This is a genomic window from Bacillus sp. N447-1, from assembly GCF_022701035.1.
Taxonomy (GTDB): domain Bacteria; phylum Bacillota; class Bacilli; order Bacillales; family Bacillaceae_G; genus Bacillus_A; species Bacillus_A cereus.
In genome coordinates, this window is the sequence record NZ_CP065509.1 from 3,372,830 (window position 1) to 3,386,225 (window position 13,396).

Consider the following 13,396-nt stretch of genomic DNA (forward strand, 5'->3'; position numbering starts at 1 on the left):
GCTATCCGATTTTTTCGGATAGCTTATTTTTTTATTTACGTTCCATTACTGCAAAGTAATTATTTTCATTATCAGCAAAGTTGAATGCTCTACCAGTAGGTAAATCTACAACCTGTCCAACTGTGACATTTTTCTCAGAAAGATCTTTATATAGACGGTCTAAGTCATTTGAGAAGAACATAAGTGAAGGTGTATTTAGGTTTAGTTCAGGTTGCATCTTCGCGATTAACGCTTTATCGTGAAGGACGATGCTTGTTCCTGCTTCTTTCGCCGGTGCAATTTCAATCCAGCGGAAGCCATTTCCGTTATTTTCTTCCGCAATGATTTGGAACCCTACTTTTTCTGTCCAAAATTGTACTGTTTCGTCTTGGTTATTTACATATAGCATAATTTGTCCAACTTGATTAATCATAGGTGTCTCTCGCTTTCTTTTTATATGCGTATCATTATATCAAATATATGGCTTGAATAGTTTTTTATGATTTTTTCGGAATACAACCTTCGTCCATTTCATCTTTGTTGTAGGAGAAGGACCTGTAATCCAAGTATGAAATGGTATTGTGCTACAAATGACCATTGTTGAAATAGAGATAATAGCCGTTAACACAAATAGTAATAGGCTATATAATATAGTATTTTCTTGCAGTGTGAATAAAGAAAGAAACTTTGTGCATAGTTGCAAGAAGAATAAGTGAGCTAAATAAGCACCATACGTGTAATTTCCAATGAAACGTAACGTTTTATATAAGAAACCACGACGCTGTACTATCATAATAGATAACACATACAGTATGATAATTTCGCATACGATATATAAAAACATAGATGGTTTTAAATAGGTAGAAACAGTTAAATGAATAGAGTTTGCTCCGTAAAAACTAAACAACTCATAATTGATGAATAAAAATAAGATGAAAAATAATATTGTTATAAGCGGGATATGTTTCATGACGAATAGACGCCAAGTTTTTAGTGCTACAGCGGCAATGCCACCCATAACGAAATAGAATGAGTAGAATAGAAATGATCGATCTGTATAATGTAAAATTGTTGAACTTGTTAATTTTTCTCCATTAAAAATATAGTGAGAAGAGAACCACATTAATAGAAAATATAGGCAAGCGAAAAAGGTCATATATTTATATATGTCTTTTTTATTTTCTGTTCGTTTTTGAAACCAATAAAAAAGTGTGCATAGTAAAGGGAACAATAAGTGAATTTGGAACATCATAATAACGTACCAAAGATGGGGCGCGGCTGTTCCGAGTAATAAACTTTTTATTCCGCCTTGTAATGTAATAAGATCATTTGTTGTTAATAAGTAAAGAATAGACCAAAAGAAATAAGGAATGAGTAAGTGTGTCGCTTTTTCAGAAATATATTCTTTATATACTAATTGCTTCGTATAGTGACGAATTAAGTGAAATCCAACGATAAATATGAATGCTGGTGCTGAGAATTTTGCAAGATTAAATAGCATGCCCATAATGAGGGATTGCTCAAGTAAGACATTTCCTTGATTCATTGTATATAATAAGGAACTTTGCAAAACGACAGCGAGAAATGCAATGCTTTGCAAAACTTTAAATTCAGGTGCGCTTTGTGTCATCGTTTCCATCTCCTTTTCCATACATGATTATAGTACGGAGAATGGATAATGGATGTGGAATATTTGTGAAGATTTTAACAAATTTGTGGCGAGAGAGAATGAGTGGTATCGACTAATCAATAAATAAAGACAAAAAGAGGATGCTCTAAACGAGCATCCTCTTTCTATTAAGCAAATTTGTTTTTGATCCAATTCTTACCTTCTACAAGGCGAGCTGTCATTACCGCACAAGCGTTATCTGCTGTTACGTTTAACATCGTTGCAGGTGGATCAATGATTGTACTAATTGCTGCGATAATTGGCAGTGCTTCTGGCGGGAAACCGTATAGAGATACGATTAACATTTCACCAATCATACCACCGCCTGGAATAGCACCCATTACTGTTCCTACTAATAAAGAAACAACAAGTGCGATTGCTAATGTTTTCGGCCCTTCGAATTCCATGTTGAAAATACCGAATAAGAAAGCAATTTTTAATACGCCACCTAAAACAGAGCCGTCTTTATGAAGTGTAGAACCAAGAAGGACAACTGTTTCACGAACGTCTGAAGAAATACCCATTTTCTTCGTTGCTTCTAAGTTCGCTGGAATACTTGCGGCACTACTACAAGTTGCAAGTGATGTAACTGTAGGAGAGACCATGTTCTTCCAAAATACTTGTACACCTTGCTTGCGACCTGCAAGGTATGCATAGAATGTGAAGAATACAAAGAAATAAATTAGAGAAGCTGGATAGTATACCATTGCCGCTCGGAAGTAAGTTCCAAGAAGTTGTGGTCCGAATTCACCAACTAATGCTGCGAAGTAAGCAGCAAGTCCGATTGGGGCGTAGTACATAATGAAAGATACAACCTTCATTGAAATCTCTGCACCAGCCTGTAGGAATGTAGCGAATGGCTTTCCTTTTTCGCCAACTGCTGAAGTTGCAATCCCCATTAAGATAGAGAAGAAAATAAGAGCTAACATATTTTCACGAGATAGTAACTTCGAGAAGTCAGATACTGTTAAAATACCGACGATTTGATCTGCAACACTAACAGCTTTGCCGGCTTTGTCAGGTTGTGTTAGTTCTAGTACAACACCTTGTGCTGGCGGGAATATTTTCACAACAATAATCATAAAAATAGCAGCTAAAATACTTGTAAATAAGAAAGTCCCAGCCATACTAGACATAATTTTACCGAAACGTTTTAATCCATCCATATTAGCAATAGACGATGCGATGCTAAAGAACACTAGAGGTACAACAATCGTAAACATTAAGTTTAAGAAAATGTCACCAAGCGGCTTTAAAGCAACTGCATCGGCACCCATGAAATAACCAATGAAACCACCAATTAGGATAGAAGATAATAAAATAAGTGGAAAGCGATATGCCTTCATAAATATATCCTCCTATCAATTAAAAAAAGTCATACTGAATCATTATAGCGAGTTAGAGTTCTCTTTACTAGGAGAATACGGATAGATGGAATAGCGCGAAAACCAAGAAATTTTTGTTTTTAAGCTCGGCATACAGCAGGAAATCTAGACATATATATTTGTAACCTAGTGGTGGCAAGGAGTGCACCATAATTTAGGTAGAGAAAAAAGGGGAGGGAAGCGGGATGAATATTTTACTTTGCTGTGCAGCGGGAATGTCTTCCAGTTTGATTGTTACAAAGATGGAGAAAGCAGCAGAGGCAAGAGGGATAGAAGTGAAAATCTGGGCAGTATCAGGTTCTGAAGTGAATAGTCATATTGATAAAGCTGATGTCCTTTTACTTGGACCGCAAGTACGTTATTTATTACCGAAAATGAAAGAATTATGTAAGGATAAAGGGATACCTGTTGATGTCATTCAATCCGTTCATTACGGACTTTGTAATGGAGAAGCTATCTTGCAAGCAGCTTTGTCAATGAAACCATGAGGAGAGTGGGATAGATGATACGGTTTTTAGAGAAGTACGTGATGCCAGTAGCAGGGAAGGTTGCAGAGCAGAGGCATTTACAAGCAATTCGAGATGGAATTATTTTAACGATGCCTTTCTTAATTATTGGATCGTTTTTCCTCATTATTAGTGCACTGCCAATACCCGGATATAACGAGTTTATGGCAGGTTTGTTTGGTGAGAATTGGCAGAGAGCTTTAGGGTATCCAGTTAGTGCAACTTTTAATATAATGGCTTTAATAGCTGTTTTTGGAATCGCTTACAGGCTTGGAGAGTATTATAAAGTGGATGCTTTAGCATCCGGGGCATTGTCGCTTGTGACGTTTTTACTTGCGACGCCATTTCAAGTTGCATATATTATACCAAGTACAAAAGAAAGTGTACTTGTAGAAGGCGCTATCCCAGCTGCATTAATGGGAAGCCAAGGGTTATTTGTAGCAATGATTATTGCACTTATATCTACTGAACTGTATCGATTTATTGTACAAAAAAAGATAATTATAAAGATGCCAGAGACAGTTCCACCAGCTGTCACGCGTTCATTTGCAGCACTTGTTCCAGGATTTATTGTTGTAACAGTTATTTGGATTTTACGCTTAATTATAGAAAATACTTCTTTTGGCAGTATCCATAATATTGTGGGACAAATTTTACAGGAACCACTTAGTGTACTTGGTGCTAGTCTTTGGGGCGCAATAATAGCAGTTATTCTCGTTCATGTTCTTTGGTCGTGTGGAATTCATGGTGCTACTATTGTTGGTGGTGTAATGAGCCCCGTTTGGTTGTCGTTAATGGATCAAAACCGAGTTGCTTTTCAAGCTGGGCAAGATGTACCAAACACGATTACGGCACAGTTTTTTGACTTATGGATTTATATGGGCGGTTCTGGTGCAACGCTTGCTCTAGTTGTTGGAATGTTACTATTTGCACGAAGTCAACAATTAAAAAGTTTAGGGAGATTGTCAATTGCACCTGGTATATTTAATATTAATGAGATGGTAACTTTTGGTATGCCGATTGTGATGAACCCACTTTTACTAATTCCATTCATATTAGTTCCAGTTGTGTTAACAATTGTTTCGTACTTTGCAATGGAATGGGGATGGGTCGCACGTCCGAGTGGGGCCGCTGTACCTTGGACGACACCTATTCTTTTTAGTGGATATTTAGGATCGGGCGGGAAAATTTCAGGTGTTATTTTACAACTTGTTAACTTTGCGCTAGCATTCTTCATTTATTTACCGTTCTTAAAAATATGGGATAAACAAAAACTGGCGGAAGAAAAGGGGGAGTAAAGAACTAAAATGGATACGATAGAGACGAAAGCTTTTCATTTAATCTTGCATGGGGGAAACGCGAGAAGTTGTTCAATGGAAGCAATTGATTGTGCGAAGCGTGGGGAGTTTACAGAAGCTGAAGCTAAATTACAAGAAGCACTAGAGGAATTAAAAGAGGCGCACCGTGTACAAACGGAGCTTATCCAGAAAGAAGCTGGTGGTGAAAAGACCGAAGTTACTCTTTTAATGGTACACGCACAAGACCATTTAATGAATGCAATTACGGTGAAAGAATTAGCGAGTGAGTTTGTAGAGTTATATAGGAAGATGTCGGTGGATGAATGAACCTTGCTTATGCAAGGTTTTTTTATCTCGAATTAACGGGCAGTAAAACTCCCACTAATTAAAATTTCATTTTATGTATGTGCCTGTACCATCAGTGGAATGTTCATCCCACTGATGGTATTTTACAATCCTCCTTTTTTCGGATGAGTAAGAGTTATAATTAATCGGCAGTAACAATTTCTCCTATACCACGAATTAATCTTTTTATATGCATCCGTTCCGGTTTTAATATATTTACGATATAATCAATCGCTATTTGTGGTTCAACGGTTGTACCGCAAGTATAACAGTCAATAGCCGCAAAATTTTGTTCCGGGTAAGTGTGAATGGAAAGATGGCTTTCTGATAATAACACTAATACAGTAACACCATATGGCTGGAACTCTTTTTTACTTACGTTTAAAACATGGGCACCAGAGCAATCTGCAGCGTTAACTAAATGGTATTCTAAAAAGTGAATATCATCTAATAGGGAAAAATCCACTCCCCATAAATCCACTATTATATGCTTGCCAAAGGTAGAGTATTCCATAGGGCAGCACTCCTTACTATTAATATCGTCAAAACTTCATTTCCTGTTTGTAGCATTGATGTAAGATAAGATTTGATTCTGAATTTAAAAGAGCGAGGTTACGTTGTTCTAGATGTTCTTCTTTAAATTGAAATAAAGGAAAAAGAATAGCAGGCAATGTTCGAGGAGTTGGTACTACATATAATTGTTCAATTTGATCGAGTACATGTGCAGAATTAGTAGCAAGATGAAATCCCCAGTCAGTTCCGAAAGAAGGAACGATTGTATGATAGCTTTTTACAGTTAATCCAGCGTGTTCAATTGTATTACCGATACTCCAATATACTAGAGGTGCATCAGCAGGTGAATTAGATTGACAGACGAAAGCACCATCTTCTGTTAAGAATGTAGCTATACGAGCAAATAGTTCGCTTGTATATAAAGTACTTAACAACTCTGTCGCTGGGTCTGGAAAATCAATAATGATTACATCGTATAAAGATGAAGGTGAATTTAGAAATTCTTTTGCATCGCATACGTGCACGTTCACTCGATTATCAAAAAAAGCATTTTTGTTTAAAGATACTATTTCTGGAACATTACGTGCCATATTAATCATCGCCTCGTCTAAATCAACAAGGTCTACATGTAGCACAGTTTCATATTTCAAAACTTCTCGTAAGGCAAGACCATCGCCACCACCTAATATGAGAACACGTTTTGGATCGATTACTTTTGACATAATTGGATGTACAAGTGCTTCATGATAAATTTGCTCATCGACGGAGCTGAATTGTAGTTGCTTGTCCAAGTATAAGCGAACATCGTTTACTTGGACTAAATTAATATTTTGGTAATTACTTTTTTCTTCAAATAGGTTCGTATGTTCACCAGCTTGTATTTCCTTTAGAGAAATTTCATCCCACACATCTAAGCTGTGTGAATCTGTAGGTACTATAATTACATTTTCCGATTGTACTTGCTTATCTTGCTTATTCTGCTCATCCTGTTTGTCCTGTTTATCTTGTTTTTTTTGTATATCATGCTTGTCCTGCTGTTCTAGTTCAAATTTGTCAGAGTCTAATTCAGAACGCTTGTCTTTTTTATAGCTTGTTATTCTATAAATCTTTATTTTGCTTTGTTTTCTATGTTTTGGCATAGGAATCCCCTTTCGAATTGTGTTATTTTATTCTATTTTATTTTATGTAATCTAGTAGAGTTTGCTTGGACAATAGAATAGATAGAAGACTGAGCTCAAGAAAATGTTGTTTTTTACTAGATTCCTACGATAAAAAAGTTTTTTAGTGTTTTTTCATATTAAACACAACTAGACAACTAAACACTAATCTATTTTCATACAGTTATGTGTTAAAAGCGTGTTGTTTTATAACACACTGTGTGTTTTTTGAACGACACACTAATTGAAAGCGTTAACACACAAAGAAAACAGTCGAAAAAGCACTGATTTTAGTGGTTTTAAAAAGTTGGCACGCTAATTGCATTAATAAATAGCGTAAAGAAAAATAAATAAAACATAAATTTTTTATACTACACAAGGGGGATTTTCAAATGAATATTTTATTATGTTGCTCAGCAGGGATGTCTACAAGTTTACTAGTTACAAAAATGGAAGCGGCTGCAAAAGCTCGCGGTCTAGAAGGAAAAATCTGGGCTGTATCTGGGGATGCAGTAAAAACAAATATCGATCAAGCAGATGTATTATTATTAGGACCACAAGTTCGTTACATGCTTTCTTCAATGAAAACGCTTGCTGATGAGAAAAACGTTGGAATCGACGTTATCAATCCAATGCACTACGGCATGATGAATGGAGAAGCAGTTTTAGATCATGCATTAACACTTAAAAAATAATTAGGGGGGAAGCGAAATGCAAAAATTTATTGCATTTATGGAGAAGTACATGGTTCCGATTGCTGGTAAAATCGGGTCGCAACGTCACTTAGCTGCGATCCGTGACGGATTTATTGCAGTTATGCCACTTATTTTAGTGGGTTCTATGGCAGTACTAGTTAATGGTTTACCAATTCCAGCATTCCAAGATTTTATGAAAGATTTATTCGGTGAAACTTGGACACAAATTGGTGGTGGCATGTGGACAGGATCCTTTGGGGTATTAGCTCTGATGGTTGCGGTTACCACAAGTTATAACTTAGCAAAATCTTACGGTGTTGATGGATTGTCAGCTGGTATTATTTCATTTGGTGCTTTAGTTATTCTTACACCAACAACACCAAAAGAGGGCGGTTTAAACTTAGCTTGGACTGGTGCACAAGGTTTATTCGTATCATTAATTGTTGCAATCTTAGTTACAGAGGTATTTAGATTCTTCGTACAAAGAAACATTACAATTAAAATGCCTGACGGTGTACCACCAGCAGTAATGAAATCTTTCGCTGCGTTAGTTCCAGCATTTGTGATTTTAACAGGTGTTGCAAGTATTCAATTAGCAGTAAAACTAGCAGGTACAAGTGTTCATGAGTATATCTTTAATACGTTACAAGTCCCATTACAAGGTTTAGCGGGTACGTTACCAAGTGCAATTGTTATTGCATTATTAGTACATGTACTTTGGTTCTTTGGTTTACATGGTCCAAATATTGTTGGGGGTATTATTGAGCCACTTTACTTACCGGCATTAGAGAAAAATATTAAGTTATTCCAAGATGGTACATCTGCATTTGATGTTCCAAATATTGTTACAAAACCGTTCTTTGATACTTTCGTATATCTTGGTGGTTCTGGTGCAACATTAGCATTCTTAGTTGTTGTATTAATTGTAGCGAAAAGTGCACAATTACGTGGTGTATCTCGCCTATCGATTGGGCCAGGTGCATTCAACATTAATGAACCAGTAATCTTTGGTACACCAATTGTTTTAAATCCAATTTTATTCATCCCATTCGTATTAACACCTGTTGTGTTAGTTATTACATCTTATACAGCAATTTACTTAGGATGGGTACCAAAAACAGTAGCGATGGTTCCATGGAACGTTCCACCAATTATTAGTGGATATCTTGTAACAGGTTTACATCCTTCTGGTGCGATTTTACAATTATTCAACTTTGTTATTGCAATGGCGATTTACTTCCCATTCGTTGTCGCATGCGATCGCTCAGTTATTCGTACTGAAAAAGCAGCACAAGGAAATAACAACTCTGTACCTATGTAACATAATAATTGTTCTCACAGACAACATGATCTGTGAGAACAATTACCTTTATATCATGTTCAAAAAGATGAAACTCATCTACAAGAACACCAAACTATCATTCATAAAATAATAATGTAATAGAAATGTTCAAACTGAAGGGGTATTTAAATCGGTTGAACCTTATAGAGAGGGCGGTAATTATGATGACTACAGCAGAACAAATTCCATTCCAATTGATTTTAAATAGTGGTAACGCACGAAGCTTTGCGATGGAGGCACTTCAATTTGCCAAACAGGGGAAAATGGTAGAAGCAGATGAAGCGATGGTAAAGGCAAAAGAAGCGATTAATGAAGCGCATCATTTCCAAACAGAGCTCATACAATCAGAAGCAAGAGGAGAAAAAACAGAGGTTAGTGTTCTTTTAATTCACGCACAAGATCATTTAATGAATGCGATTACAGTGAAAGAATTAGCAGCAGAGTTTATCGATCTTTATAAAAAGCTTGAAGCGAAAGGGGGAATAAAACATGACTGGAATTAAAATTGCTACAATCGGCGGTGGATCTAGTTATACACCAGAGTTAATTGAAGGATTTATTAAGCGTTATGATGAACTGCCTGTTCGTGAAATTTGGTTAGTAGATATTGAGGCAGGAAAAGAAAAGTTAGAAATCGTTGGTAACTTAGCGAAACGTATGGTGAAAAAATCAGGTTTACCAATCGAGGTACATTTAACACTTGATCGTCGCGAGGCATTAAAAGATGCTGACTTCGTAACAACACAACTTCGCGTTGGTTTATTAGAAGCACGTGCAAAAGATGAAGCAATCCCATTAAAATATGATGTAATCGGTCAGGAAACGAATGGTCCTGGTGGTTTATTCAAAGCGTTGAGAACGATTCCTGTTATTTTAGATATTTGTAAAGATATGGAGGAGCTCTGTCCGAATGCATGGTTAATTAACTTTGCAAATCCAGCTGGTATGGTAACAGAAGCTGTTCTTCGTTATACAAATATTCAAAGAGTAGTTGGTCTATGTAACGTTCCAATCGGAATTCGTATGGGTCTTGCAAAATTACTTGAAGTAGATGCGAGTCGTGTTCACGTTGATTTCGCAGGTTTAAATCATATGGTATATGGATTAGACGTATATTTAGATGGCGTGAGTGTAATGGATCGTGTGTTAGAGCTTGTGACAGATCCAGAAAAGCAAATTACGATGGAAAATATCGCAGCGCTTAACTGGGAACCAGACTTTATTCGAGGACTTCGTGCAATTCCATGTCCATACCACCGTTACTACTACAAAACACGTGAAATGTTAGAAGAAGAGAAAGAAGCTTCTGTTGAAAAAGGTACACGTGCAGAAGTAGTAAAACAATTAGAAAATGATTTATTTGAGTTATATAAAGACCCGAACTTAGATATTAAACCACCACAATTAGAAAAACGTGGCGGAGCTTATTATAGTGATGCAGCATGTAGCTTAATTACGTCTATTTACAATAATAAAGGTGATATCCAGCCTGTTAATACACGAAACAACGGAACAATTGCAAGCTTACCACATGATTCAGCTGTTGAAGTGAACTGTATTATTACGAAAGAAGGCCCAAAACCAATTGCAGTTGGAGACCTTCCAGTACCAGTTCGCGGTTTAGTACAACAAATTAAATCATTCGAGCGCACAACAATTGAAGCTGCTGTTACAGGGGATTATCATAAGGCGCTGCTTGCTATGACAATCAATCCACTTGTACCATCAGATAAAGTTGCAAAACAAATTTTAGATGAAATGTTGGAAGCACATAAAGAGTATCTTCCGCAGTTCTTCAAAAAGGTAGAGAAGTAAAAGCGGCGCTATTTAGCCCGCTTTTTTTATTCTATTAGGAGGTATTATGATGATTAAGTTAATTGTAAATGCAGATGATTTCGGTCTTACAGAAGGTACAAATTACGGCATTATTGATGGGCATATAAATGGACTTGTAAATTCAACGACGATGATGATGAATATGCCAGGAACAGAGCATGCGGTACGCTTAGCGAAAGAGTACAACCTACTCGGAGTAGGCGTACATCTCGTATTAACGGCAGGAGAACCACTGTTAAAGGATGTACCGTCACTCGTAGGGGAAAACGGATCGTTTCATAAACAAAGTGTTGTAAGGGAAGGGAATATAAATCCAGAAGAAGTTGAGAGAGAATGGACTGCTCAAATTGAGAAGTTTTTATCTTACGGATTAACACCAACTCATTTAGATAGTCATCATCATGTGCATGGTTTACCGATTTTACATGATGTTCTTGAGAGATTAGCGGCTAAATATAATGTTCCGATTCGTCGTTGTGAGGAAGATAGAGCGGTGCATCCATTTTCTGATGTGTTTTACAGTGACTTTTATGCGGATGGTGTGACGGAAGATTACTTTGTGAAGTTAAAAGAAAGAGTACAAGGTGAACAAACGGTAGAAATTATGGTTCATCCAGCATATATTGATCCAGAGCTTGTGAAGCGTTCTTCTTACGTAATGGATCGTGTGAAGGAATTGCGTATTTTAACAGAGAGTGAGTTGCCAGAAGGCATAGAGCTTGTGAAGTTTTAATAGAAAAAACGACGGCTACATCATGCCGTCGTTTTTTATTTATAAAATGGACAGAATATATCCGCCAAAGGCTCCCAGTATAACGATAACCCAAGGTGGTGTTTTCCAAAAAGCTAGTAAGCAAAAAAGAAGCGAAGCGAAAACGAAATCTGAAGCATTTATAACTGTACTCGTCCAAATAGGATCGTAAAAAGCGGCAATTAAAATACCAACAACTGCGGCATTAACACCAAGTAGTGCGCCTTGTATGAATGATATTTTTCTCACACTGTTCCAAAATGGTAAAACACCAATAACGAGTAAGAAAGCAGGGAGGAAAATCGCAATTGTTGCGAGTGTTGCCCCAAGCGTCCCGTTTAATACTGCTCCTATATAAGAGGCGAATGTAAATAGTGGTCCTGGTACTGCTTGTGTTAATCCGTATCCAGCTAGGAACTGTTCTTTCGTCATCATTCCGTTTTGTACGAACTCACCTTCAAGAAGGGGCAGCACGACGTGTCCTCCTCCAAATACAAGTGCGCCAGAACGATAGAAACTATCAAATAAAGCGATGTAATAAGAAAACGGTCTTAATATCGGTAGCAGCAGTAATAGTCCAAAGAATAAGACGAGACAAGAAACTGCTATCTTTTTTGAAATAGGTACTTTTATATTTTGAGATTGGCTAATTGGTTGGTTGCGATATAAAAACCAGCCGATAAAGCCACATATTATAATAAGGATGACTTGTGTCCAACTACTTGGCCATAATAAGGCAATTGCGGCAGTTACAATCGCAATCGTCGCACGGTTGCGATCTGGAGTTAACTTTCGGGCCATTCCCCATATGGCATGAGCGACAATAGCTACTGCTACAAGTTTTAGTCCATGAATCCAGCCAGCACTTCCAAGGTCGAACTGATTAAGGAATGAGGCGAAGAAAACCAAAACAAGTACAGACGGTAAAGTGAATCCAATCCATGAAATAATAGCTCCTAATAGTCCGCCTCTTAATAATCCAACCCCCATACCGACTTGACTGCTGGCAGGACCAGGAAGGAATTGACATAGCGCTACTAAATCTCCATAGCTTCGTTCATCCATCCATTTTCTTTTTTGCACGTATTCGTGGTGAAAATAGCCGAGATGAGCGACAGGACCGCCGAATGAAGTAAGTCCTAATTTAAATGAGACGAGAAAAATCTCTAATAATGTGTGAAAGATGTGTTTGTTTTTTTTCAAAATAACCTCCTATAATGTTTTTCTATGTGCATTATACAAGAGACTTTCAATCTACAGGAACGATTTTAATGTAAAGATTTTGTGAATCTTTTCTTTGTAATTAAAATTGAAAAAGTCATAAATGATTATGTCTAAACCATAAAGTAGTAGAAGTAGTGCTGGGAAATTTATATAAGGAGAATGCCTTATGACAACACATTTCTTTGCCAGGTTAACAGGTAAGAGGGAAGTGCCTCCTGTAAATACAGAAGCTTTTGGGGTAGCAGAGTTTATTTTTAGTGATGATTTAACGAAATTGCATTACAGAGTAATACTAAAAAATATAGAAAAGGTTACATCGTGTCAAATTCATTTAGGGAAGTCTACTCAAATTGGTCCTGTTGTTTTATATTTGTATGGTCCACTGGAGCAAGGGATTAGTTTGAACGAGGGAAGTATTACTGGTGTAGTGAATGTAGAGGATTTTGAGGGACCTTTACAAGGGAAATCATTTGTACATTTACTTCAAGAAATTATTCAAGCAAATGTATATGTTAATGTTCATACGAAATCACAAAAAAGAGGAGAAATAAGAGGGCGAGTTAGAAAAGTAAAGAAGTAGAGGAAAAGGCTGTCCATATGTTGGAACAGCCTTTTCTCATTATATAAGGTGCTAGTTTTAGCGATTATTGTCGGTAAATCGATATGTTTTGAAAATCGCCGATATAACTCACGTTA

Annotated in this window: 15 protein-coding genes; 9 read left to right on the forward strand and 6 right to left on the reverse strand. The window is 36.8% G+C overall.

The features are described from left to right. Positions 1-31: 31 nt before the first annotated feature. The 3 genes from IQ781_RS16990 to IQ781_RS17000 form a co-directional block, all read right to left on the reverse strand. The gene (locus IQ781_RS16990; RefSeq protein WP_000610162.1) at positions 32-412 is read right to left on the reverse strand and encodes a VOC family protein; all 381 of its coding nucleotides are present in this window, start codon (positions 410-412) and stop codon (positions 32-34) included. A 39-nt stretch (positions 413-451) separates the two neighbouring features. Further along, positions 452-1,609, reverse strand: a complete 1,158-nt coding sequence (locus IQ781_RS16995; protein ID WP_000194332.1) for an acyltransferase — start codon at positions 1,607-1,609, stop codon at positions 452-454. A 167-nt stretch (positions 1,610-1,776) separates the two neighbouring features. Next, positions 1,777-2,994: a dicarboxylate/amino acid:cation symporter gene (locus tag IQ781_RS17000; protein WP_000649362.1), complete on the reverse strand. Its 1,218-nt coding sequence runs from the start codon at positions 2,992-2,994 to the stop codon at positions 1,777-1,779. Between the two features lie 224 nt (positions 2,995-3,218). On the opposite strand from IQ781_RS17000, the gene IQ781_RS17005 reads away from it, so the two are divergent. The 3 genes from IQ781_RS17005 to IQ781_RS17015 are packed head-to-tail and all read left to right on the forward strand — an operon-like array spanning position 3,219 to position 5,164. Beyond that, entirely contained in the window at positions 3,219-3,521 is a 303-nt protein-coding gene (locus IQ781_RS17005; protein WP_001023543.1) for a PTS sugar transporter subunit IIB, read from the forward strand. A gap of 14 nt (positions 3,522-3,535) precedes the next feature. Further along, complete coding sequence (celB, locus tag IQ781_RS17010) at positions 3,536-4,837, forward strand: PTS cellobiose transporter subunit IIC (protein ID WP_000617789.1); 1,302 nt, start codon at positions 3,536-3,538, stop codon at positions 4,835-4,837. A gap of 9 nt (positions 4,838-4,846) precedes the next feature. Beyond that, positions 4,847-5,164, forward strand: coding sequence for a PTS sugar transporter subunit IIA (locus tag IQ781_RS17015; RefSeq protein WP_000379645.1), 318 nt, complete (start codon positions 4,847-4,849; stop codon positions 5,162-5,164). A 160-nt stretch (positions 5,165-5,324) separates the two neighbouring features. Here IQ781_RS17015 and speD read toward each other — a convergent pair whose 3' ends face one another. After that, positions 5,325-5,696, reverse strand: coding sequence for an adenosylmethionine decarboxylase (gene speD, locus IQ781_RS17020; RefSeq protein WP_000456814.1), 372 nt, complete (start codon positions 5,694-5,696; stop codon positions 5,325-5,327). A gap of 28 nt (positions 5,697-5,724) precedes the next feature. Beyond that, positions 5,725-6,834, reverse strand: a complete 1,110-nt coding sequence (locus tag IQ781_RS17025) for a polyamine aminopropyltransferase (protein WP_050229106.1) — start codon at positions 6,832-6,834, stop codon at positions 5,725-5,727. A 410-nt stretch (positions 6,835-7,244) separates the two neighbouring features. Here IQ781_RS17025 and IQ781_RS17030 point away from each other — a divergent pair, with 410 nt between their 5' ends. The 5 genes from IQ781_RS17030 to chbG all read left to right on the forward strand — a co-directional run bounded on the left by IQ781_RS17030 (position 7,245) and on the right by chbG (position 11,458). Further along, a complete protein-coding gene (locus tag IQ781_RS17030; protein ID WP_001023567.1) occupies positions 7,245-7,547 on the forward strand; it encodes a PTS sugar transporter subunit IIB in 303 nt (100 codons plus the stop codon). Between the two features lie 16 nt (positions 7,548-7,563). Further along, the gene (gene celB / locus IQ781_RS17035) at positions 7,564-8,868 is read left to right on the forward strand and encodes a PTS cellobiose transporter subunit IIC (RefSeq protein ID WP_001168855.1); all 1,305 of its coding nucleotides are present in this window, start codon (positions 7,564-7,566) and stop codon (positions 8,866-8,868) included. A gap of 182 nt (positions 8,869-9,050) precedes the next feature. Beyond that, entirely contained in the window at positions 9,051-9,392 is a 342-nt protein-coding gene (locus IQ781_RS17040; RefSeq protein ID WP_242808141.1) for a PTS lactose/cellobiose transporter subunit IIA, read from the forward strand. Further along, entirely contained in the window at positions 9,379-10,704 is a 1,326-nt protein-coding gene (gene celF, locus IQ781_RS17045; RefSeq protein ID WP_000145750.1) for a 6-phospho-beta-glucosidase, read from the forward strand. The genes IQ781_RS17040 and celF overlap by 14 nt, the downstream gene beginning before the upstream one ends. Positions 10,705-10,753: 49 nt before the next feature. After that, complete coding sequence (gene chbG, locus IQ781_RS17050) at positions 10,754-11,458, forward strand: chitin disaccharide deacetylase (RefSeq protein WP_000593496.1); 705 nt, start codon at positions 10,754-10,756, stop codon at positions 11,456-11,458. A gap of 39 nt (positions 11,459-11,497) precedes the next feature. On the opposite strand, the gene IQ781_RS17055 is transcribed toward chbG, so the two are convergent. Continuing rightward, positions 11,498-12,679, reverse strand: coding sequence for a chromate transporter (locus IQ781_RS17055; RefSeq protein WP_000739648.1), 1,182 nt, complete (start codon positions 12,677-12,679; stop codon positions 11,498-11,500). 187 nt (positions 12,680-12,866) lie between these two features. Between IQ781_RS17055 and exsM the strand changes: the two genes are divergently transcribed. After that, positions 12,867-13,280, forward strand: coding sequence for an exosporium regulatory protein ExsM (gene exsM, locus IQ781_RS17060; RefSeq protein WP_000207046.1), 414 nt, complete (start codon positions 12,867-12,869; stop codon positions 13,278-13,280). Positions 13,281-13,396: the final 116 nt, after the last annotated feature.